This is a genomic window from Kutzneria sp. 744 (genome assembly GCF_000568255.1).
Classification (GTDB): Bacteria; Actinomycetota; Actinomycetes; order Mycobacteriales; family Pseudonocardiaceae; genus Kutzneria.
The window spans coordinates 2803915-2826474 of sequence record NZ_KK037166.1 but is presented as its reverse complement, the minus strand read 5'-3'; the positions used below and the strand labels follow the sequence as shown (position 1 = coordinate 2826474).

At 68.7% G+C, this 22560-nt stretch carries 22 protein-coding genes; 11 read left to right on the top strand and 11 right to left on the bottom strand.

Annotation, left to right across the window (positions count from 1 at the left end; all coding sequences use genetic code 11):
- Positions 1 to 62: 62 nt before the first annotated feature.
- The 8 genes from KUTG_RS12475 (at position 63) to KUTG_RS12445 (ending at position 7195) form a co-directional block, all read left to right on the top strand.
- The gene (locus tag KUTG_RS12475; protein WP_043716916.1) at positions 63 to 2423 is read left to right on the top strand and encodes a caspase family protein; all 2361 of its coding nucleotides are present in this window, start codon (positions 63 to 65) and stop codon (positions 2421 to 2423) included.
- Between the two features lie 62 nt (positions 2424 to 2485).
- On the top strand, positions 2486 to 2716 hold the full coding sequence (locus KUTG_RS12470; protein WP_043716915.1) for a hypothetical protein: 231 nt from the start codon (positions 2486 to 2488) through the stop codon (positions 2714 to 2716).
- Between the two features lie 331 nt (positions 2717 to 3047).
- The gene (locus tag KUTG_RS63450) at positions 3048 to 3812 is read left to right on the top strand and encodes a hypothetical protein (RefSeq protein ID WP_232241571.1); all 765 of its coding nucleotides are present in this window, start codon (positions 3048 to 3050) and stop codon (positions 3810 to 3812) included.
- A gap of 26 nt (positions 3813 to 3838) precedes the next feature.
- On the top strand, positions 3839 to 4093 hold the full coding sequence (locus tag KUTG_RS12460; RefSeq protein WP_369794456.1) for an FIG domain-containing protein: 255 nt from the start codon (positions 3839 to 3841) through the stop codon (positions 4091 to 4093).
- 323 nt (positions 4094 to 4416) lie between these two features.
- Complete coding sequence (locus KUTG_RS66130) at positions 4417 to 4668, top strand: Chromate resistance protein ChrB (RefSeq protein ID WP_369794638.1); 252 nt, start codon at positions 4417 to 4419, stop codon at positions 4666 to 4668.
- 204 nt (positions 4669 to 4872) lie between these two features.
- Positions 4873 to 5463 (top strand): hypothetical protein, encoded by a 591-nt coding sequence (locus tag KUTG_RS12450; protein WP_157494500.1) that lies wholly within the window; start codon positions 4873 to 4875, stop codon positions 5461 to 5463.
- 9 nt (positions 5464 to 5472) lie between these two features.
- Positions 5473 to 5832, top strand: coding sequence for a hypothetical protein (locus KUTG_RS58375; protein ID WP_157494499.1), 360 nt, complete (start codon positions 5473 to 5475; stop codon positions 5830 to 5832).
- Between the two features lie 277 nt (positions 5833 to 6109).
- On the top strand, positions 6110 to 7195 hold the full coding sequence (locus KUTG_RS12445; RefSeq protein ID WP_052394388.1) for an esterase/lipase family protein: 1086 nt from the start codon (positions 6110 to 6112) through the stop codon (positions 7193 to 7195).
- Between the two features lie 180 nt (positions 7196 to 7375).
- Here KUTG_RS12445 and KUTG_RS12440 read toward each other — a convergent pair whose 3' ends face one another.
- The 9 genes from KUTG_RS12440 to KUTG_RS12400 form a co-directional block, all read right to left on the bottom strand.
- Complete coding sequence (locus KUTG_RS12440) at positions 7376 to 7636, bottom strand: hypothetical protein (protein ID WP_043716909.1); 261 nt, start codon at positions 7634 to 7636, stop codon at positions 7376 to 7378.
- Between the two features lie 271 nt (positions 7637 to 7907).
- A complete protein-coding gene (locus KUTG_RS12435; RefSeq protein WP_043716908.1) occupies positions 7908 to 9104 on the bottom strand; it encodes a DUF3322 domain-containing protein in 1197 nt (398 codons plus the stop codon).
- Positions 9104 to 12496: an ATP-binding protein gene (locus KUTG_RS12430; protein ID WP_043716907.1), complete on the bottom strand. Its 3393-nt coding sequence runs from the start codon at positions 12494 to 12496 to the stop codon at positions 9104 to 9106. Before KUTG_RS12430 ends, KUTG_RS12435 begins: the two co-directional genes overlap by 1 nt.
- Positions 12496 to 13095 carry a DUF4194 domain-containing protein gene (locus KUTG_RS12425; protein WP_198047128.1) on the bottom strand — a complete coding sequence of 200 codons (600 nt, stop codon included), beginning with the start codon at positions 13093 to 13095 and terminating at the stop codon, positions 12496 to 12498. The genes KUTG_RS12430 and KUTG_RS12425 overlap by 1 nt, the downstream gene beginning before the upstream one ends.
- A gap of 10 nt (positions 13096 to 13105) precedes the next feature.
- On the bottom strand, positions 13106 to 14569 hold the full coding sequence (locus tag KUTG_RS12420) for a DUF3375 domain-containing protein (RefSeq protein WP_043716904.1): 1464 nt from the start codon (positions 14567 to 14569) through the stop codon (positions 13106 to 13108).
- Between the two features lie 59 nt (positions 14570 to 14628).
- Positions 14629 to 15936 (bottom strand): helicase-associated domain-containing protein, encoded by a 1308-nt coding sequence (locus KUTG_RS12415; protein WP_043716902.1) that lies wholly within the window; start codon positions 15934 to 15936, stop codon positions 14629 to 14631.
- Positions 15937 to 16254, bottom strand: coding sequence for a calcium-binding protein (locus KUTG_RS12410; RefSeq protein WP_043716899.1), 318 nt, complete (start codon positions 16252 to 16254; stop codon positions 15937 to 15939). It abuts the gene before it with no gap.
- A gap of 393 nt (positions 16255 to 16647) precedes the next feature.
- A complete protein-coding gene (locus KUTG_RS65180; protein WP_255360869.1) occupies positions 16648 to 16773 on the bottom strand; it encodes a hypothetical protein in 126 nt (41 codons plus the stop codon).
- A gap of 304 nt (positions 16774 to 17077) precedes the next feature.
- On the bottom strand, positions 17078 to 18406 hold the full coding sequence (locus KUTG_RS12400; RefSeq protein ID WP_157494498.1) for an IS701 family transposase: 1329 nt from the start codon (positions 18404 to 18406) through the stop codon (positions 17078 to 17080).
- 210 nt (positions 18407 to 18616) lie between these two features.
- Here KUTG_RS12400 and KUTG_RS61125 point away from each other — a divergent pair, with 210 nt between their 5' ends.
- From KUTG_RS61125 to tal, 3 genes are all read left to right on the top strand, one after another.
- Positions 18617 to 19060, top strand: coding sequence for a hypothetical protein (locus KUTG_RS61125; protein ID WP_198047127.1), 444 nt, complete (start codon positions 18617 to 18619; stop codon positions 19058 to 19060).
- 119 nt (positions 19061 to 19179) lie between these two features.
- Positions 19180 to 20076 carry an acyl-CoA desaturase gene (locus tag KUTG_RS12385; protein WP_043716890.1) on the top strand — a complete coding sequence of 299 codons (897 nt, stop codon included), beginning with the start codon at positions 19180 to 19182 and terminating at the stop codon, positions 20074 to 20076.
- A 14-nt stretch (positions 20077 to 20090) separates the two neighbouring features.
- Complete coding sequence (gene tal / locus KUTG_RS12380) at positions 20091 to 21215, top strand: transaldolase (protein WP_043716889.1); 1125 nt, start codon at positions 20091 to 20093, stop codon at positions 21213 to 21215.
- Positions 21216 to 21437: 222 nt separating this feature from the next.
- Here the strand turns inward: tal and KUTG_RS12375 are convergent, their stop codons facing one another.
- Entirely contained in the window at positions 21438 to 21686 is a 249-nt protein-coding gene (locus tag KUTG_RS12375; RefSeq protein WP_043716886.1) for a LapA family protein, read from the bottom strand.
- 413 nt (positions 21687 to 22099) lie between these two features.
- Positions 22100 to 22246, bottom strand: a complete 147-nt coding sequence (locus KUTG_RS58370; RefSeq protein ID WP_157494497.1) for a DUF6307 family protein — start codon at positions 22244 to 22246, stop codon at positions 22100 to 22102.
- Positions 22247 to 22560: the final 314 nt, after the last annotated feature.

Genomic DNA, 22560 nt, shown 5'->3' with positions numbered 1-22560 from the left:
GTGACAGCCTCACATTCTCGGGCCTAGCCTCGAACGGAACTGCTCTGGTGATGGAGGGGGCTATGGCGCGCAAGGCATTGCTCATCGGCTCGCAGACCGGGGAGCTCGGCGGTGTCGGCAACGACGTGACCGCCATGGAGGCCGCGCTCGGCCTCTGGGGGTTCGCCACCGTGCGGTGTGAGAGCGAGAACGCCAGCCGGGCGGGCATTCTCGACGCGTACGAACGCCTGATCGCGGGGGCGGGCGCCGGCGACGCGATCGTCCTGTACTACAGCGGACACGGCGGCTACGCGCTCAGGCCTGACGACCGGCCGGCCGAGCGGGACATCCAGTTCCTCGTCCCGACCGACTACGAACTGAGCTCGGACGGGGATTTCCGCGCCGTCATCGACGCCGAGCTCTCGGTGCTGCTGGCCCGGCTGACCCTGCGGACCCGCAATGTGGTCGTGGTGCTCGACTGCTGCCACGCCGGGCACATGTCCCGTGATCCCGGAGTGTCGGTGCGGTCGATGTCGAGGCCGGTCGCCCACGAGGTCGTCCGCGAGCACGTCGAGATGCTGGCACGCACCGGGTTGCGGCTGGATCTGTGGCAGGCGCCGAGCAATCCGGACGCGGTGCGGATCGTCGCCTGCGCGCCGGAACAGGTGGCCTACGAGGCGGACAACACGGACGGCGTGCGGATGGGTGTGCTCACCGACGCGCTGACACGGACCCTGGTCGAACTCCACCGGAGCGGCCTGGAACTGTCGTGGGCGACGGTGATCGACCGGGTTCGGCAGTTGGTCGTCGACGCCCAGCCCGGCCAGCGTCCCGATGCCGAGGGACCCGCGCGCCGACTGGTCTTCGCCACCGTCGAGAGCGATGCCGCGGGCACGCTGCCGGTGTTCCCGGACGAGAGTGATCGGGTCCGGATCGGCGGCGCGCGGCTGTTCGGGGTCCGTGTCGACGACGAACTGCTTGTCGTGCCGCTGGATTCGGTCGGCCCGGCCGATGCCGCCGCGTTGGGCACGGTGCTCGTGGACAAGGTCGGCACGGAGTCGGCCTGGGGCCGGTTGACGAGCCGCTCAGGGACGACCGCGCTGCCGCTCGGCGCTCGGGCGTGCCTGACGCGCACCGCCCTGCCGCCGCTACCCGTCCATGTCGACGTGAACGACGGGCGGTTCACGGGAATCGTGCGGGCCCTCAACGACATACCCCAGCTCACGATCGTCGACGGCGCACCGGTCAAGGTCGTGGCCGACGCCGAGGGCGGTGTCACGATCGAGGACGACATCGGGCCAATGGGCCGGCCTCGGCCCGCTGCGACCGAGGGGCCCAGCATCGTGGCCGACCTCAGGCGCATGGCCCAGGCGCATCAGCTCCGCCGCTTCACCGAGTTGCCCGGACTGGGGTTGACGACGCCCGTCACGATCGCCTTCGCCCGGGTCGTCGACGGGCAGCGGCAGCCGTTGCCGCGTTCGGGCGCGGTCCTGTACCCGGGCGACAAGATCTGTGTCGATGTCGGCAACGCCGGGCCGGACGACGTGTACGTTTCCCTGCTCGACATCGGGGTGTCCGCGCGGACCACGGTGCTCGACCCGTCGTCGCCGAGCGGCGTCCTGATCGAGGGCGGGGCGAACCATGTCTTCGGCGCCGACAAGTACACCAGGACGCTGCCGGGAATGGAGCTCAGCTGGCCGGCCGCCGTGGTCGGCAAACGGCCGCGTACCGAGACCATTGTGGTGTTGCTCAGCGAGGAGCCGGTCGACGTGACGGTGTTGGAACAGGACGGCGTTCGAAGCACCAGGCAACTGATGTCCCCGCTGGAGCGCCGACTGGTCGACCTCGCCGCGGCCGGCCGGCGGGAGGCGGCGCCCGTCGCGATCACGCGGCCGTCTCGGTTCTCCGTGCAGCAACTGGAATTCGAGCTGGTTCCCACCGCACCGCCGCCCGCCTCGACGGCACGATTCCATGTGGACGATCGCCCCGCGGCCAGTGTGATTCTGTTGCGGCCACGGTCGTCCGAACCGGCGAAGGTCCAGGTTCGGCTGTGCGACCTGGCACTGCGGCACGATCGGCGCGGCGGCGGCTTCAGGCTGGACACGATGGCGGTCACCGGTGGCGAGGTCGGTCACGCGCGCACCGAACGTCTGTCGTCGCCCGGCAGCGACCTGGTTGTGTTCGCCGGCGAGGTGCGGGACCGGCTGGACATCGCTGTGTGGCTCTCGCGGGACGGCGGCGAACCTCCGCTCGCCGACCTCCTCGCCGGTCACACGGACGCGGCGCCCATCGACCGCGCGGGCCGGGAACTCGCCCGCGTCTGCCACGACACCGTCGGCCTGTTCCGGTCCGTTCTCCTGGACTCCGAGGACTTCGGCATAGGCCGTTCGACGGCGGTCAAGGCCGGCGGCGTCGCCTTCCGGCTCCTGATAGACGAGGCGTGAGGCATCGCGGTCCGTCAGGGAACTACGAACGGACTTTCACGTCGTCGGAAAGGGACAGTGGCATGAGCGACAAGCAGTTGACTGTGGACGGACGGTCGTGGGGCGTCGAGGACGCCCAGGCCGCCGAGGTGAACCGGGCCGTTCAGCAGGCGATGACCGACGGCGTGGTGGTGGCCCTGCCGGTGCTGAAGGAGGACGGCAGCCCCGTCACCCTGTACCTCAACGGCAAGCTCGCCACCACCGCCGTGTTCGACAACGGCGCCGGCGGACGCCCGACCGAGATCCCCGGCTGACGGCCACGGGGTTTCCGCTCCCCAATTGGTGGCTTTCGGAACTCGTACTTCGCGCGGCTCTCCGAGACAGGTCTTGACGGCGAGATCGAACCCCGGCTCGCGTTCGAGATCAGCCGCGGGTGCTGGTGGGGCGAGAAACACCACTGCGCCTTCTGCGGGCTCAACGGCGAGAGCACGGCCTTCCGGCGCACGTCCCGACCGGACGTGCACCGCGACATCCTGGACCTGGTGACCGAGCTCCAGGTGCTGCGCTCGCGGGCAAGCCACATCCCCGGGTCGCCGACATCGGCGCCGGCAACGCCCACCTGACCGTCGACCTCGTCGCCCGGGGATGCGTCATCGACGCCGTCGAGCCGAACGAGGCCATGCGCGAGATCCGCATCCGCCGCACCGCCGACACCGACTCACCTGGCACGTCGGCGTCGGCGAGGACACCGGCCTGCCGGCCGACCGCTACGACCTGGTCACCTTCGGCTCGTCCTTCGCCACCACCGACCGACCGGCCGCGCTGCGGGAGACTGCCCGCATCCCTGCGCCGGCCGGGCTGGTTCGCCTGCGTGTGGAACCACCGCGACCTCACCGACCCGTTGCAGCAGCGGGTCGAAGAGCTGATCAAGGGAGGATCCCGGACTACGGCTACGGCGTGCGCCGGGAGGACCAAGCGCCGGTCATCGAGGCCAGCGGCCTGTTCGAGCGTCCCGAGGTGTTACGGGAGCCGGTGCTGCACCGCGTGGCGGTCGACGACTGGCTGGCGGCGCGGCGGTCACACGGCATCCTGGAGCGACAGGCCGGCGACCAGTTCGACGCCATCCTCGCCGACATCGACCGGCTCGTCCTCGACCTGGGCGTCGACGAGCTGGAGATCCCGTACGTCACGGTGGGCTGGCTGGCCGCCGTCCGGGGAGGCGAGCCGGTTGACCGCGCTGCTGCCGGACGCCTCCATGGCCCTCGCGCGGGCTGGGCACCGTGTTGTCGACCTGGCGGCTGCCGTGGATCGGCACGGATCCTGCCCGCACCGTCGTTGTCAGCCGTTCGCGCCCGCCGGCGCTCCTGCCCGCGTTCTTGGCGCGATGGGCAGCCGCAGTCCTGCCGATAGGTTCAGCCAAGGCGAAGACTGCGGCCGTGCTGACCGGGGCGGCGACGGCGTACGTGCACGCGGGCGGCCACTACGAGTGGGACTCCGCCGCGCCAGTGGCGGTCGCCGCGGCCAGCGGCCTGAGTGTCCGTCGCATCCACAACCTTCCACTGCGGTACAACCAGCGCGATCCCGTCCTGCCGGACCTCGCGATCTGCCGCCCCCGGGAGGCGGCTTCGCTCTGGCGGGTGCTCGACGAGTTGGCCGAGTCCGCGAACGGCGACCCGGTGCGCACCGACTAGCTGTACTGCCAGGAGAGGTTGCGAACGGGTGGACACGTGAGGCACACCGCGTTGCGACGCGGGTCGTAGGCCAGCCCATCGGGATAGTCACGAGTTGGGGCGTGGTTGATCACCCCGCGGGTGTCCTCGTTCAGCGTGACGACCTGGTTGGCACCGGTGGCGAGGGCGTACGCGGCGCAGCGCCGGCACCACGAGCACGCCCGGCACCTGCGACAGATCCGAGATCGTGCGCAGCGCCTTGTTTTCCTGCACGTCGATCTCCACGACCTCGCTGGCGCCCAGGTGCGCGACGAACAGCAACCCGCACTGGGCGTCCAGGCTGACTGTCCTACCGGATCCGCGCGAGCCCCTCCACGCCCCGGATCACCATCTGGCGCAAGCACAAGCGGCTCGGTGTCGCTCAGACCTCCGACCGCCTCGCCGCCTTGCCTGCCGATGCTCAGACCCGCCACCACCTGGATGGGATCGCCGACGAGGTCATCGACGCTGACGGCACCGCCTCGATCTGGCTGGCCCAGCCCGGCAGCCTCGCCACCGAGCGCGATCTGGCGGCATCGACGGCCGCCGCGATGTGAGCGTTGTCAGGTGCTCAGGGGCGATGGCCCGCTTGGTCGGTGACCTGGCCCGCGACCACGCGACGCCCAGCTGCCGACGAGCGGCCTCCAGTCACGGCTGAGCCTGGTTTGACGACGACGGCCGGTGGGAAATCACCGCAGGTGCGGAAAATTCTGCTCATTCCGGTATGCCTACTGCTCGCGGGTTGCTCCAGCCAGACGGTGATGCGTCCGATCGGAGCGCAACCCGTCGGTGTGGAAGGCCGGCACGCCGCGGAACTGGACGTGGTCGGCGGCGCGAGCTCGGTGCTCGTGCGCTCGGCGGACCTGGGGACCGCGCTGTACCGGGCTCAGGACCCGGCCCAGGTCGAGGTGCAGGGCGACGTGATGCGGGTGTCGGTGCGGCCGGGCGGGCCGGGGAACGTGGTCATCGACTTGAACTCCGCCGTGTCGTGGCGGATCGCGCTGGACGGCGGAGCCACCGAGGAGAACGTCGATCTGTCCGGCGGCCGGCTCTCCGAACTCGACCTGGGCGCCGGAGCCGGCCGGATCACCGCCGTGCTGCCACCGCCGCGGGGCACCGTGCCGGTGCGGATGACTGGTGGCGCGTCCAGCTTCGAGGTCCGGCTGCCCAGTCAGGTCCAGGCGCGGGTGCTGTTCGCCGGCGGCGCCGGAGAGGCCACCATCGACGGCGCGGTACACACCGGCATCGCGGGCTCCACGGCGCTGACCACACCGGGCTGGAGCACCGCCGCCAACCGGTACTCGGTCGAGAACGCGGCCGGCGTCTCGTCGTTCACCCTGGCCCGGGCCTGACCCGAGGTGATGTGCCAACTCGGGGATAGCCATCGGACGCCGTCGCGGCGGTTCGGCGACCGTGCTGAAAGTGCCATCAACCATCCGGCCGAGGTCAGCGTGATGCGCGAGGGTGTCGTGCGCCGTCTCGACAGCGCTGACGGGTTCGTTGTGGCCAATGGCGGCGGCCGGATGGGCACGGCGTACGCGAATGCGTTGAAGAAGCGGCAGGGCACGGTGCAACAGATGCTCGGTTGGGTACCAGGCGTGGGACCTGCTTGGCGAACCGGTCGAGCGGATCATTCCGAGTCCACCCCGCTGGCGGTGACAGTCGACCTGGTCGTCCGTGAAGGAAGCGGTTTACCTTTCATTCTTCGTACGTTTGAGTGAAAATCGCTCGTGGGACCCGGGAATGCGTTCACGACACGGGTTGAGTCACCTAGGCGCCCCACGTCGGTCAGCGCCCGCTCCATCGACGCGGATGAGTGGCTGGAGAATCCCACGGACGTGCGGCCGCGCGGTCAGCACCTGGCCCAGGCTTGAATTGTCGATCACCTAAGTGCGTCTGGGCGGCGAGGGCGTCGGCCGGTACTGTGGGACTCCCCGGTGCCGGAGGTGAGGGCCCATCGCCGCCGACGACGAGCCGATCGATGAGCTGACGACGGCCGTGCGGCTGCTGTTCGACGCGGCCAGCGGCGTCGTGGGCCTGGTCTCCCGCACTCATCGAGCTATCGCCGCGCCCGTGTTGCCGGCCATCTCGGGCTTCGTCTACGGCTGCGTCGACGCCGGTGTCACTATCGCCGGCGCAGTGGCCGATCTGGCGCTCACTGCCACCGGAGTCGGCCGGCACTACCACCCACTACAGGCCACCGTCGTCGGCCGGCGCGCCGCCGCCGCGCTCAACGGAGCCGTCGGCGACAGCCTCACCGGTCGATACGCCGCACTAGCGACGCCGATGCGGCTGCGCCACCAGGGCGCGGACCTGCCGACGACCGCCCTCGCCGATCGCTATCCCCACCCGTCACGCCACGTCATCGTGATGATCCATGGCTTGGTGGAGAACGAGGAATGGTGGCAGCACGGAGACGCCGCCGACCGGACCGACTTCGGTCGGCGCCTCACCGAAGACCTCGGCGCGTCCGTGCTGTACGTGCGCTACAACAGCGGTCGGTCGGTCACCGAGAACGGACAGGAACTTGCGGCACTGCTCGCCGACGTCACCGCCGACTGGCCGGTCCCGGTCGAACGACTCTCCCTGATCGGTCACTCGATGGGCGGCCTGGTCGCCCGCAGCGCCGTCCGCCACGCAGTTGCCGGACGGTTGGCCTGGCTGCCGGCTCTCGGCGAGGTCGTCTGCCTCGGCACGCCGCACCAGGGATCCGACGTCGAACGCGCGGCCGAGCTCGTCGGACGCGCACTGGGCTGGTTCTCCGAGTCCGCGCCACTCGCGGCGCTGTTCACCCTGCGCAGCACCGGCATCAAGGACCTGCGCCACGGCCTTCCCGCCGACTCGCACCCGGCGCCGTCCGGACGCCAGCTGTTCGTCGCCGCCACCCTCGCCCTGGATCCCGGCAGCTGGCGCGGTCGACTGTTCGGCGATCTGCTCGTCACGCCGGCGAGCGCGACCGATCCCACCCAGGAGGCCGACCGCCACACCTTCGGCGGCATCAGCCACTCGGCCCTGTTACGCCATCCCCGCGTGTACGCCGAACTCCGCCGTTGGTTGAGCGATCCAACCCATGCCCTGCAATAGAAATCGCCCCGCCGTCGCGTCAGTCGCCGCGGTGCGCGCCGACCTGCGCCGGTAACCCCTGGAGGGGTTCTCGGTTGCCAGGCGCAGGACGAGGCGGCGGATCGAGGCGACCGTGCGCGGACGCCCGGGCCTACGGTGCTTGCTTGCACGGGCGTGGCGGCGTTTCACCAGGTCCCGATGTCATCGCAGCACTGTGTCCGGGCTGACGAACAGCCGGAGTCGGTGCAACGTTGTGCGGGCCAGGGGCACGAGCAGGGCAGCGAGCAATGCCCTGTCCTCAGGGCGCAGTTGTAGGCGCCGATTGCCGAGTTGTCTGTGCAAGACCGTGAGTTGATGGCGTAACGCAAGGATCTCGATGCCCTTCTCGCAGTCGGTCTTGCGCGACAGTCGTAGCACGGCGAAGGCTTGGATGACGGTGAGGTGGGCGAAGCGGATCAGCACGAGCCGCGATCATGCTGGACGGTGACCAGGCATCAGGCCGATGCCTGGTCACCTGCGCGGATGTAGTTCTCGGCGCGCACAGGGCGATACTGGGATCGAACCAGTGACCTCTTCGGTGTGAACCAAGGACGACATAGTGCGCCGACCTGCGGAAATGTCATTTCTACAGGTCGGCGCGGGTCTGTTCAGAGCCGTTGAATGCGGTTCAGGGCCGTTGAGCGCGCCAGTCTGCTCCCCGCGCTGCTCCCCGACCGCGATTCTCACGCGCCGACTATGGCCGCTTGGGACTGTCCTGCATCGTGGAGCCGTGCGCTGCCGCGGCGTGTTCGACGGCGGCGTAGGAGACGCGTTCCTGTTCGAGGCGCACCGCACGGCCGAGGGCGTCTTCGACCAAGTCGTTGTAGAGCGCGGCTTCGTTGGGCAGCAGTGCCTCCAGGTAGCCGCTGACCGGGCTGGGCTCGTCGACCCAGTGGCTTTCGTGCGCGAGGAGCGTGGCCCGGTCCATGAGCATGGACCGGCAGTGGCCGAAAGTCTGGCGCACCCGGTTGAGGATCGCGAAGCCGTGGGTGTCGATGTCGCCCCAGTAGACGAGGTTCTTGCCGGCCAGCCACCGCAATGGTTCCAGCCGGGAGGCGGCGTAGCCCTCGCCGAAGATCACGACAGCGTCCGCCACGGGCGGGAAGGCCAGGTAGCTGACCTCGTTCTCGACGACGAACACGGTGCGCGCCGTGGGCGGCCGGTCGGCCAGTTCGGGCACTCTGACGGCGAGTTCGCTGAAGCCGTCGCCGTCCGACAGCCGACGGAACCGGACATACGCGGGTTTGGCGCGAAACTGGTACCGCCCGGCGAAGTCAGACGGTGGCCTGGTGCGGTCGACCCGGTGCTCCGGGAGTTGCCGGTCCAGCAACGCGGCCAGGATCGTGCGATGGCGCTCGATGAACTTGGTGTCGACGCCGGGCACGTCGACCTGCCGCAGATACATGTCGGGACGGGCGTGCGCGTCGATCCACAGCACGGTGTTGACCAGTCGGGTCCAGCCGCCCTGGTGGCCGAGCACCTCCATCGGCTTGACGACCATCCAGTCGGCGATCGCCGGTGCCCGTCGCCGGGTCGTGTCCAGCAGGCCCATGAAGGTTCGAACCTCGGCGTGGACGCCAAGCGCGGCCCACAACTGCTCGTAGGAGTCGACCCAGGCCCGAGCGGGTAGCTCGTTCGCGCCCAGGACACGGCCGCCGACCGTGCGCGTCTCGACCCGGAGATGCCGGGCCCTGCGCCACTGGTCGATCCAGGCTCGCGCCTCGTCGAAGCGCGCGGCGGTGTCCTGTGCGCTCGGCCCGCGCAGGCCGACTGCCAGCGGCTCCCACGGGGCACCCGACGCGAGCCGGGACAGCAACTCGCCCCGGTCCCAACGTCGCCGCAGCCTGCTCACGACGTCACCGGGCACGGTCCAGGCGGAGGCTGCCGCCATCAGTCACCCCGTGCCGACGTGGACCCGAGGGCGTGCGCGAGCTGGCGGCGGTGGTACTCCTCAATGGTCAGGGTCTGCACCCGTGAGCAGTCACCGGTCTGGTTGTCCACGAATCCGACCGCCGCGACATAGGGCTCGATGACGTGGATCTTCTGCAACGGCGTGACGATGAGCAGTTGCAGGCCGAGGCGCCGGAACAGGTCGAGCGCGAACCGCGTCGACTCGTCCGAGCCCCGGCCGAATGCCTCGTCGATCACCACGAACCGGAACGTCTTCGACTTCGGCGCGCCCCAGTCGAGCTTGAACTGGTAGGCCAGCGACGCGGCCAGGATCGTATAGGCCAGCTTCTCCTTCTGGCCGCCCGACTTGCCGCCGGAATCGGTGTAGTTCTCGTGCTCGGTGTCGTCGGCCCGCCACCGCTCGGACGCGGCGAAGGTGAACCAGTTGCGCACGTCGGTGACCCGGCGGGTCCACAGCCGGTCGGGCTCGGTCTGGCCCTCCCGCCCCCGAAACCGCTCGATGAGCGCCTTGACCTGGAGGAACTTCTGCTCGGAGTACTGGTCCGACTCGTCGCCGTGCAGGGACCCGCTGGTGCAGTCCCGCAGTTCCCTGCGGAAGTCGCGGATCTCGACGCTGACCGTGGGATGCGGTTCGAGCCGGATGAACCGGCCCGGGTTGTAGTCGATGTCCACCAGCGAGTCGTTGATGGTCTCGATCCGCCGCTTGATCAGGTCGGCCTGCTTCGTCAGCTGGGAGTGGAACCCGGCGATGTCGCGGATGGTGTTGGTGTTGAGGTAGGTCTTGAACTCGGATTCGAACCGGGGCAGGTCGTCCAAGGCGATCCGGCCGTGCAGGGCCCGGTACTCACCCGCGGACTGCACGGAGTTGTCGAAGTCCTCGGTCTCCAGCGGATACGCCTTGCGGAAGTCGCTCATCTTTCCGGTCACCCGGTTCGCGACCTTGTTCTGCCGTCCGGTGAGTCGATCGATCTCCGTGGTGATGTCCTCGTTCACGTCGACGCGGCAGGCGTCGCAGTCCTCCGGGGTGGCCAGGCTTCTGGCTGCGACTCGCTTGTCCACCATGGGAAAAAACGCCCGTGCGGACTCGCACGCGGGCTCGTCCAAGGTGCTCCGTGTGTCGCGCAGTTGCCTCTCGGCGTCTTCGCACTGGCCGCTGAGCTTCCCGAGCCGCGTTTGCGCCGCACTCTGGGCGGTTTCCGCCTTCTTGATCTGTGCGCCGACGGCCGCCAGCTCCTGGGTGAGCCGTTTCAACTCGTCCGACTGCTGTTCGAGGCCGCACTTCTCGCCGTCGAGCTCGGCGATGCGGTTCACCGAGGACTGCCAGTCGACCTCGGTGAAGGAGCCGAACTCGGCCAGCAAGGTGAGCGTGGTGGCGAGCCGGCGCCGGTCCTCGAGGTCCTTGCCGACCCCGGCCGCCAGCACGGCCAGCTCACGCAACCGGAGTTGCAGCCGGTTGGCCTGGTCGAGCAGCGTGTCCATCTTGGCCTGGTTGTCCCAGCCGAGCACGTAGTGACGGCGGTCGTCGATGCGACGGGCGTCGTCCTTCTCGTGTCGGCCGCGAGCGCCTTTGATCTGCCCGGCCTTGGTGATCGCCTTCGGGGCGCGCCGGAACTCGAGCATGGTGTCCACGCACTCGTAGTCGGCGCGGTGGGCCAGTTCGCGGTCCAGCCAGTCCGAGAACGGCGACTCCTTGATCTCCAGCTTGGTGCGCAGGGACCGCTCGGTCAGCGGGGAGGGCGCGGTCGGGCCCTGACGTCGGGGCACCCGGTAGTAGACGAGTTTGACGCCGAGGTGGCGGTCGTTGATCCAGTCGGACACCGCGTCGTAGTGCTCGCTGTCCACCAACATGGACAGGCCGAAGCCGTGCAGCAGCCGCTCGGCCGCGCCTTCCCACTCCGCGCAGTCGGCGCGCACCTGGATGAGCTCGCCGGTGAACGGGAGCGCGGCCGGGTCGACGTTCAGCTCCGCACACAGCGTGTCCCGCACGTCCAGACTGCGTTTGGGGATGTTGCTGCGCCGCTCGCGCAGGCTGAGCAGCTCCGCGTTCAGCTCCCTGGCCTCACCGTCGAGTTCCCGCTGCTCGACCGTGAGATCGGTGAGCTGGTTCTGGAGCTCGGCCTGCGCCTGGTCCAGGGAGCCTGCCAGCTCCGCGATGTCGCGCTGCCGGGCGGTGAACTGGGCGGGCTCGGTCACGGCGGGCAACGCCGCCGACGCCAGCAACTCGTGGTAACGGGCGTGCCGTGCCTGCCGGCGGTCGCGTTCCTGCTCCTCGGTCGCGATGTCGGCTTCGAGTTGGGCGATGCGGTCGCCACCGGAGCCCGCGCGTCGCACGGTGAGGTCCGTTTCCTTACGGCGCAACCGATCGAGTTCGCCTTTCGTCGAGTCCAGTTCGGTCTGATGTGCGCCGATCTCGATGGTGAGCGCGGCGACCCGGGCGTCGAGCAACGTCGCCTTCCGGTCGGCGCAGTAGAACCGCAGTGCGTCGCGTTCGGCCTTGGCCGCCCCGATCCGCCGGTCGAACTCGTCGTATGCGTCGCAGTCGGCGAGCAGCGGTTCGAGCTGGGTGAGCTGGGTACGGGCCTTGAGCACCGCCTCGTGCGCTCGGGTCAGGTCCTCGAAGTGGCGGACCAGCCGGTCGGTCCAGTCGGCGGCGTCGAACGGCTCCAGCATGTGCGAGCGGACGAAGTCGTTGAGGTTGCCGACCGACTTCATCGACACCGTCTGGTGGAACAGCTCCATGGCCTGCTCGGAGTCGATGCCCAGCCGCCGGCAGAAGTCCTTGCTGTAGGCGGGAAAATGATCGTGGACGCGGACGTCCTGCTTACGAAGCCTGCGCTTGAGCGCCGCGATGTCCCCGCCGAACTCGGTGAAGTCGCCCGCGATGGTGAGGCCGCGCTCCGCGGTAACGAAGAAGCGGTCGGGCTGGCCGACGGAGGCGTCGCGGAACCAGAACACCTGCGCCAGTGTCACCGTCGAGTCGTAGCCGCGATTGACGAAGACGCCAAGGACAACCGAGAACGCACGCCGGTCCCGCAGTCCGACCGGTCGGGAGGCGCCGGTCGCCTCGTTGCGCTCGGCCTTGTAGTAGCCCAGGACGTAGGACCGCAGGTGTCGCTCCTTCGCCTCGGCGCCGGCCGCCTTGTTGTAGGAGATGCGGTGGGCGGGCAGCAGCAGCGTGGTGATCGCGTCCACGATGGTGGACTTGCCGGAGCCGATGTCGCCCGTCAGCAGGCTGTTGCGGCCCTCGGGGTGGAATGTCCACACCCGCTGGTCGAAGGTGCCCCAGTTGTACACCTCCAAGCGGTCCAGGCGATAGCCGGCGAGGTCGGCCCCCTCGGCGTCGAGACCAGGCACAGTGGACGGACCCGCCATCAGTCCTCGCCCTCCCCGTCGAGCAGTGCGGTGTAGTCGGCGAGCCGCTGGTCGAACTCGGACAGCCACTGGCCGTCGACGAACGACTTGAGTATGCGGCGCACCTCGTACGCGGCATCCTGCCCGATGATCCGCCGCAGGAACCCGAGCTCGACGATCTTGGTGAGGTGGGTGTCGATCTGATCGACCAGCCGCGCCTCGTTGCTGCTCTCGGGCAGGAACATGCGCACCATCTCGACCAGCTGCTCCCGGGTGAGGACCAGTCGCGTCTCCGCGCCGGAGGCGTCGAACTCCGCCAGCTTCTTGCGCAGCAGCGCCAACACCAGGCTCACGTGGAAGGACAGGGCACGTCGTGGGATCAGCCGCGGCAGCGGCCCGTCCTCCTCGTTGTCCAACTTCGACCGCAGGAAGGCGTAGCCCTCGGCCTCGTCGATCACGACAGTCAGCCCCATGACCCCGACGTAGTCACGCACCTGGGCCTGTAGCGGCAGCAGATGGCGCCACACCTTCTCGTGGCTGTCCGCGTAGACCACCCCCTTCATCAGGTGAGTGACGACCAGCGGCAGGTCGAGTTCGTCCCGGCGTATCGACGTGGTCACGCCGCTCATGTTAAGGAGTCCCACCGACAAGACCGCGGCCGGCGACCCGCGTGAAGGTCACCCGGGGGATGGTGGCGACCCGGGCCGCACCGGTCTCGTCGACCCATTCCACCTGCTCGCGCGCGGTCTCGTCGAAGACGACCTGGAACGCCGGGTCACCCAGCGAGAGGTAACCGACCAGCTCGGCCATGCCCTGCTCCAGCGGCCGACGCCCCAGCACCTCGCCCAGCCCGACCTGGGCACGTTCCCGCAGCTCGCCGCGCACGATCCCGGACAGGCGCTCACGGTCCACGTAGACCTGTTCGAACAGCGGCGAGGCGTCGAGGTCCTCGTCGGCCGCGGTGATGTCCGCGCTGTTCAGGGGAACCTTCACCTTGGGCGTGTAGAGCGGCCGCTCCATGGGCAGCGCCACGGTCGGCGCCGTGCCGTCGAGGTCGCAGGTGATCGTCGGCGTCGGGTGTTCACGCAGTTTGAGCGCGGAGGACTCGATGCTGTGCAGAATGTCCATCACCCGGCGGTTCTCCAGCCACACCTGGTCGTCGAGGAATCGCCTCAGTTGTTCCGACAGCAGCCGCACCGTCGCCTGGGTGCGTTCGGCCGCGTCGAGCCAGTCGTGGTGGACATGGCGCATGCGGGGGTCGGGCTCGCCCACGGCCTCCAGAGACTGCACCTTCGCGAGCAGCTCGGCGAGCTCCAGCTGGCGCTCGTGGGAGAGGAGGAAGTCGTAGAACGCCTGGAAGCTGCGGCCCTGGTCGGAGTCGGCGATGGTGGTGCGGTTGCCGACCACCTCGTCGAGGAGCTGGCCCTTGCTGCCCTGCCAGCCGGCTATGCGCTCGCGAAGCGCCCGGTCCAGGCCGCGGAAGTTGGCCTCGACCTCGCGGAAGTCGGCCAGCAGTTCGCGGGCGGTCGCGGCGAACTGCTGGTAGCGATCCCGCTGGGCCGAGGTGTCGAGGACGGCGAAATCGCCGCCCGCGACCCGGTTGATCTCCGCGTCGATCTCGGACCGTCGCCGGCGCAGTTCGGCCAGTCGCGTGTCCGGGTCGGTCTCGGCCCCGTACGCCATCTGCCGCAGCAGCTCGAAGATCGTGTTCAGGCGCGACTCGGTGCCGACGAACGATCGTTCTCGGAGCGAATCCACCCAGGTCAGGGCCTTCTCCACGGCCACGGTCGCGTCGAAGTGCACCTCGTCGGAGCCGGCCGGGTAGTACTTACGCAGCCAGCCGTTCGCCGGCGCCGCCCAGTCGTCGAGGTAGGCCTTCGCTGTCTTGGGGAACGTGCCGTCTCCGAGCCGCTCGTTGAGGGCGTACAGCTCGTCGTCCAGCCGGCCGATCAGCTCGGTGGCCGAGATCGACCGGACGTTGTCGTCGACGAACACCTTGCCGAGAAACCCGAGCACGAGCGGCGCGTTGTCGGCCCGCAACAGCCGCCACGCCGCGTCATTGCGCCGAAGCTGGTCGAGGCCCTCGAAATCCATCAATGGCGCTGGCTTTCCGTCGATGTGGGGTCGGGTCGTGTCGAGCCTGTCGTTCGAGTCTAGGACGGCAGCACGTAGCCGAGCCGGAGCAGGGCTTTGCGGAATTCCGGCTCCTGGCCGGCCGCGATGGCCAGGTGCCGGTCACCGATCGGGCGACACAGCGGGCGGAGACCGCGGTCGTGGGCGATGAGTGCGGCCAGCGCCGGATCGGCGCACTCGATCACGCGCGGGTGACCGAGGTCGGTGAGCTGCGTGGCACGACGGCGGACGTCGGCGACCAGGGTGGTCAGCGGGCTGGGCAGGTCGTGTTCGGCCCGCTGGGTCAGGAAAGCGGTGAACTCGGCGAGGACGCGGCCGGCACCGATGGCGGTGAGCAGGGTGGTGGCGGACACGGTCCAGACCCGGTCGGCGGTCTGCTCGGCGTAGGCGGACAGCACCAGCCGGTCGGCCGCGGCCAGTTCGCCGGTAGCGACCACGTCGAGATTAGGCAGCACCTTCAGCGGCAATGGCCCGGCTGGGGCTGGGACGGCGGGGTGGTAGGTGTCGCTCAGCCCGAGGGCGTAGGCGCCCAGCGCGTTGAGCCGGATCGCCTGCAGGCCGTCATAGCGGCTGAGCGCGTCCAGGTCGTCGCTGCCCCAGTTGTCGCGGAAGTCGTCGCGGGCGCCGTCGGGGTGGACGAAGTCGAGATCGATCAGACCGAGGGTGCCGGCGTACTCGAACAGCACGGCGAGGGTGTACCGGCCTTCCAGGAGCGTCCAGTCGTGGAAGCCGTCATAGCCGAGGCTGCCGTACTGCGGGTCTTGGAGGTAGAGCTTCCACAAGGCCCTATCGGTGCGGACGATGGTGGGGCTCATGTTGCCGCGCCGCATGGTCGTGAACAGGGTGTCGATCTCGATCCACTCGTCGAGTGGGCAGGCGGCCAATGCCTTGGCGACCATCTGGCGGCGCGGTTTGGCGGCGGTGAGCACGTTGCGGATGCTCTGGCCCTTGATCTGGTCTATCCGGCTGAACTCGTCGATCACCGCATGGGTGAGCCAGCGTTGCCACAGCTCGCGGATGGTCTCGGCCGGTGGTGTGCCGAGTGCGGCTCGGCCTTTCGGGGTCAACTGAAGGCGGGCGCCGTCGAGCTTGCCGAGTCCGCTGGCCTGGAGCAGCAGCGGCCAGGCGAACGCGACGATGGGTTCGTCGGGGTAGAAGTCGCCGTGCGCGAGATGCGTGGTGACGGTGCGGATGGTCGCCGCCGACGGGCGCTGGGTTTTCTCGCTGCACCTCAACTGGCCGGCAGCGCACAGTTCGAGCACGGTGCGGAGGTTGGCGAACGCCTCCTGCTCGGTGGGCCACTCGTGGGTCTTGTCGCGGTCCGGCATTCACATGCCCCGCAGCCAGTGTCGGTAGGCGTCGATCCACTGCACGCCGTCCGGCGGAGGTGTAGGCAGCGGCAGATCCAGGACCGGGACGCGCTGCTTCGCCCGGTCGCGTGTGCAGACGGCGGTGATCTGGTCGTCCACACCCAGATCGACGCCGGTGACGGTGACGTCCACTCCCAGCACCGCGGTCCGGAACGGCACGGCGAGGTTGTCCTCCAGCATGGTGTAGAAGCCGGTGACGCACTCACTGTCGTTGTAGCAGTCCACGGTCGCCTCGGCGATCAGGGCATCGATCGTCGCCCGTTTCGATCGGCTCATCTGGCCAGTTTTCCATCTGAGTGATGGAGCGCTACGGGCCGGGTGACACCCACATGGTCGTGACCACCACCTGCGTCGCAGCACGCGCCGAAGCTGCGGTGATTGCACATTGTTACCCGGTATGCCTCCGGCCGTACACCTCAGCCATGAAACCGCACGCTCGTCGGCAGAAGAGCGCGTTTGCGGAGCACTCAACCCGGGCGACTCGGCTCCTCGCAGAAGTCCTAAGTGCTCACCTGAGCCGCAGCCGCCACGCAGGTCCGTTCAGGGCCGTTGACCTGCAGTTTGGTGCAGTTGAGGTCTGTTGAGCTCGGTTGGAAGAGCCCATAGGTGTGAACCAAGGACGCCATCCTCTGTAAGCCGGATCCAGAATCTCGTGGCAGGGCGGGACGGTCAGGAGGGCAGCCAGTGGAACCAGTAGACCGCCTGCCCGCCGACGACGACCAGGCGGTCGTTGTCAAGCCGGGCGCAGTCGACCAGGTCGCTGTCCAGTCGGGGTTCGGCCAGGCTGCGATGCACAGCCGGGGCAGCTCCCAGGAGAGGCCAGCGATGACGTGCTACGCGGTGCGTCCATCGAGGACGACTCGCAGCGGCGAATACGCCCCGCACCACAACGGTCGACGGCCGCACCGGGCTCGCGGGCGTCGGCCGCCCCGACCGATGCACCCGGTGGCGAACCTCAACTCCCAGCGGATCAAGCGGCAGCGGCTTCTCGGGGGCCTGATCAACGAGTACGAACGGGCCGCGTAAAACTATCTGGTCAGCACCGGTGACACACTTTTTGAACCCCACAGGCGTACTCGTGTTTCGCGGTTCTGGGTGGTCATGTTCCGGCTGCTGCCCAGGCTGCGAGGACCGCCTGGGTTTCTTGCGGGGTGACCAGGTCAGGGCGTGGGTTACGAAATCTCGCGGCGATGATCACCCGACGGAGCTTGATGACCATGTCGTCGTAGGACGGTTCGGTCTTCGTCGTGTACCACCGAGCCCGGGACCGATGAATAGCGGTGTCTTCAGGGGCATGTCCGTGCAGGGCGTACCAGACGGTGACCACGCTCAGGCAGGTCAGCCCGAAGGGCACGGTCCGTTCGACGGCGCGGCGGAGCCGGTTGCGGGCCTGGCCGACTCCGATGACTTGGCGGGCGTCGGCGAAGGCTTGCTCGATGCCCCACCGGGATGCGTAGCGGGCCACCAGGTCTTCGGCCGCTGATGTCAGGTCGGTGGTGACCAACGGAAGTCCGTAGCCGCGCTCGTCACGGTCGCTGGTGCGCGGTTTGTCGTCGCGGACCAGGACAACGCGCACGGTGCGAGTGTGAAACGACCCGTACCACAGGCAGATCACCTCGGCGACGTGCACGGTGTCAGTGCGCCCGTAGCGGCGGACTCGCGTGGTGCGCCACGTCGCGGTAGCCGCGAGATCGGATGGGGTTCCCAGCCGGGGACCTTTGGTGCGTGGCCGTCCCATCTTGCCGTTGTGGGGCGGGGCCAGCTCGTGTAGCACCGAGGTCACCTTCAACCGGGAGGTCCAGGTGATCTGGGGGGCCAGGCCACGCAGGTGCTCACCGACGTAGGCTGCGTCGCCGACCACGTGCACGGTGCGATCGGGGTGGCGGGCGGCGATGAGTTCGGCCATTTCCCGTGCGTAGGCGAGCTTTCCGGTGCGGCGGGGCCGCCATAATCGGGCCAGCACTGGTAGGCAGACCGGGCGGGACAGGAACGGGAGTTGCACGATGATTCCGGCGATGACCCAGCAGTTGCCGAACCCGATCGGCTTGGGGCCTTTCGCGGCGCCGTCGTGGTGCCAGGCCACGCCGAACACCTTCATTCCCGAGCGTTTGAACAGGGTGTCATCGACCGCGATGGTGATCGGTGATCCCGCGGGCAGCAGCCGGGCCACGATTAGATCGGCCAGGGCCAACCCGACCTGGTCGGTGCTCCAGCGGGCGGCGGCGAAGAACCGGTGCGCCCGACTGTGATGCCAGAGGCGTTCCAGCCCGGCGCCCAGCAGCATCCCGCAGACGGTTCGTCGGCGGGTCTGGGCGATCAACCCGAGGGCAAGGCCCTGGAACGTCGAGAATGTTGGTGCGGTGAAACAGGGCCGGAAGACCGCCAGCAGATCGGCCAGCGAGCCCGGTATGGTGCCATCGGGAAGCATCGACGGATCACTCTCACGAGGGTGGTGCAGACACCGTCGATGCTTCCCCCGTTACCCCTAAAGATCCACAACCCCGACCGTCAGCGTGTTCCTCGCAGAGCGATCACCAGTCAAGATCATCAAAAAGTGCGAAACACGAGGGCGTAGAGCGAGGATCTCGACGTCCTTCTCGCAGTGGCTCATTGGCAGTAGCCGCAGCACGGCGAAGGCGTGGGCGACGGCGAGATAGGCGAAGCGGATCAGCACGAGCCGTTCTCCGCGCTGGACGTCCTCACCGCCGAGAACCTCCGCACCGAGCTGATGTCCCTGTGGCACCAGGAGATATTACCCACCAAGGGAATCTGCATCGTCACCCACAACATCGAGGAGGCCGTCCAGCCCGCCGACCGCGTCCTGGTCCTCGGCGCCAACCCCGGCCACATCCGCTCCGAGGTCACTGTCGACCCCGCCCGCTCGCGCGACCGCAAAGCTGCGCGGCAGCCGAACGATTGGCATGCGCCACCTCCGCGATATCGACTACTCGCGGTCATTCCTGGTGTAGCGGATCCGGGTCGACGCCAAGACCATCGTCACGTGTCTGTTCTCACTCTACGGAACCTGTCGAATGCTGCCCGCAGGGACGCGTGCCGGTTTACCCCCGCCTTTTGCGGGTAGGTTGGGAGTGAGAGTTCGCAGCGATCGCCCTGGACCCGGCGGCCGTGACACCAACCGGCCCCGGAGGTCTTCTCGTGAACGTTCCTGTCCGTGCACGCACTGTCGTCGAGCCGGAACCGATGTTCGCCGGCGAGCAGTCCACTTCCAGGATGGTGTTGGTGGGGGTGTTCACGGCGGTGCCGATGGTGGCCCTGGCGGCTACCGTCCCCGCCGTGTGGGGCTGGGGCCTCAGCTGGCTCGACATCGGCCTCGCCGCCTTCTTCTACTGCCTGACCTGTCTGGGTGTGACCATCGGGTTCCACCGGTACCTCACCCACGGCGCGTTCAAGGCCAATCGGATGCTGCGGATCGCGTTGGCGGCCGCGGGCAGCGCGGCCATGCAGGGACCCGTTGTCACCTGGGTCGCCGACCACCGCCGCCACCACGCCTACGCCGACCGCGACGGGGATCCGCATTCGCCGTGGCGGTACGGCAGTTCCGCCACCGCCCTGGTGCGCGGATTCTGGCACGCGCATATGGGATGGCTGTTCGAACGGGACCTGACCAATGCCGCCCGCTTCGCCCCGGATCTGCTCGCGGACCGAGACATCCGGCGCGTCGATCGCTTGTTCCCGGTGCTCACCGCGGGAACACTGCTCGTTCCCGCCCTTGTCGGCGGGCTCGCCACCATGAGCTGGTGGGGCGCGCTGACCGCGTTCTTCTGGGCCGGTCTGGTGCGTGTCGCGGTGCTGCATCACGTCACGTGGTCGGTGAACTCGATCTGCCACATGATCGGTGACCGGCCGTTCACCGCGCGGGACCGCTCGGCGAACTTCTGGCCGCTGGCCATCGCCTCCATGGGCGAGTCGTGGCACAACTCCCACCACGCCGACCCCACCTGCGCGCGTCACGGCGTGCGGCGCGGGCAGATCGACATCTCGGCCCGGATCATCTGGGTCTTCGAGAAGGTCGGCTGGGCGACCAAGGTCCGCTGGCCCAGGCCGCAGCGCGTCGCCCGCAACCTGCGCCACGCCTGAAATCCGGCGGCGTCGTGAACACCGAACGGCCGCACTTCCCGCTCGCCGAGCTGTCCGCGGCCGGTGTCTCGGTCTGGCTCGACGACCTGTCCCGTGAGCTGCTCGCGGGCGGCGAGTTGGCGTCGCTCGTCGCCGACCGCCACGTCGTCGGCGTCACCACGAACCCCGCCGTTTTCGCCTCGGCACTGTCCAAAGGGGGCCGGTACGACGAGCAGTTGCGCGGGCTGGCACGGTCGGGAACTGAACTCGACGAGGCCGTTTTCGCCATCACCACCACGGATGCCCGAACCGGTTGCGAGGTGCTCCGACCGGTCCACGACCGCACCGACGGTGTCGACGGTCGGGTGTCGATCGAGGTCGATCCCCGCCTGGCCAGGGACACCGACGCCACCGTCTACCAGACACACGCGCTGTGGGACGAGGTCGGGCAGCCGAACCTGATGGTGAAGATCCCGGCCACCGCTGAGGGATTGCCGGCCATCACGGCGACGACCGCCCAGGGCATCAGCGTCAACGTCACCCTGATCTTCTCGCTGGAGCGCTACCGCCAGGTGATCAACGCCTTCGCCACCGGCCTGGAACAGGCCTGGCGCTCCGGGCGCGACCTGTCGGCTGTCCACTCGGTCGCGTCGTTCTTCGTCTCCCGCGTCGACACCGAGGTCGACCGCAGGCTGGACGCGATCGGCGGCGAAGACGCCTTTGCTCTGAAGGGAAAGGCGGCGGTGGCGAATGCTCGCCTGGCGCACCAGATCCACGAGGATTTCCTCGCGGGCTCACGCTGGCAGCGGCTGGCCGCCGCGGGTGCGCGTCCGCAACGGCCACTGTGGGCGTCCACCGGCGTCACGGACCCGTCCTGTCCCGACACCATGTATGTCACGGAACTTGTGGTGCAGGGAACCGTGAACACCATGAGCGGCAACACCTTGTCCGCCTTCGCCGAGCACGGTGCCGTCACCGGGGACACCGTGCACGGCTCCTACGAGGCCGCCAGGGAGTACTTCGAGACGTTGCGGCACCTCGGTGTCAGCTACCAGGACGTCACCGAAACCCTTGAGCGTGAGGGCATGGCCAAGTTCGAGGCGAGCTGGGACGACCTCAGCCGAGCGGTGTCCCTGCAACTGCTCGCCGACGTGAGTTGAATCCGCCGTCCGTGGAAGATGCGCCGAACAGCGCAGTTTGATCTCAAACCCTCGGCTGACCCAGCGTTCACGGCGGCGGGATGGCGGCCGTCGCGTCGGCTCGGACCGACCGGCCCCATGGTCACCATCGCGCCGGAGCTGTGCTGGGCCAGCTGGACCAAGGCGTGCGTGCAGTCGACAGCGGAGATGCCGGCACGGTGTCCAGCTCAGCGCGGTCGGATGTCAGCGGCGGTGTCCGCGGACGAGATGGCGCAGTTGGGTGATACGCGCGGTGCCCAGCACCAGCGTGAGCAGGATCCCGCCGACCGCGGCGATCAGCAGCATCAGAGCGAGGGAGGTGCTTGTGGACATCCACAGGAAGGAAACCTCGACACCACCGGTGTTCTGCACCATGAACACGATCAGCGCTATCGCGATGACGGCAGCGGCGCAGACACCCACCCAGGCGGCTCCGGTGCGAGTGCGGGGCACTGGTCGCCTCCCGGTCGGCTGTCCGACTTCCCCATGAGAGACGTCCTCCGACGGCGCGGGCAGGTGAGATTCCGGCGCTTGCTCGGCTACGGCAACGGTGCGATCACGATGGGCGAAGAGCATGACGGTACCTCGGTTCCGGGTGTGGCCGGGCGGGCTGGCACCTCGAAACGGGGGATGTCGTCGTGTCCGGATACTTGACAGTCTACGCCTGGCGGGTGGCCTTGGCCTCGGAATCGGCCGGCGAAATCGCCTTGACGACCGGGACGTGACACTCGGCCGGCGGACGTGGCGCGGGACCCGGCCGCGGCCGGATCATGCGCACGTCGCCGTGCCCGACCGAGGCCGAGATCAGCCGGGCGGAGGTGTCGATCTGGCTCCGCTACCGTGGTAGGTGACCCTTGGCTCGCCGGCTATCGCACGTCTTCCTTGATGTGGTCGAGCGCGTCGAGCACCTTGGCGGCCAGGTCTGAGAGCATCTTTCCCTCGCCGGGGTTGACCTTCTCGGCCAGCAGGGCCTGTTCCACGGTCGTGCGCCGTTGATCGTAGGTCTGGCTCATGAGACTTCCTCTGGACTGCTCACGCCCTCGGATCCTGGCCTGGTGACTTCCTGGCCGGACTATTCGATGTCGATACGGCGTCATCCGCGATGCTACGCCCGTCGACACCCACGCGTGGAAGTGCGCGAGGTGGAAGGCGGCGTAGTGTAGGTGGTGGCGTAGTGTAGGTGGTACCGAGAGCACCTCGCGCGTCGGCAGTCACGCCGGCGCCGTCCTCGGGACATCACACCACGGTCGCCAAGCGATCGAGTACAGGAGCACCGACATGTTGTCGGGCCCACACGTTCACGTCAGCCCCGCGCCGGTACGGCCGC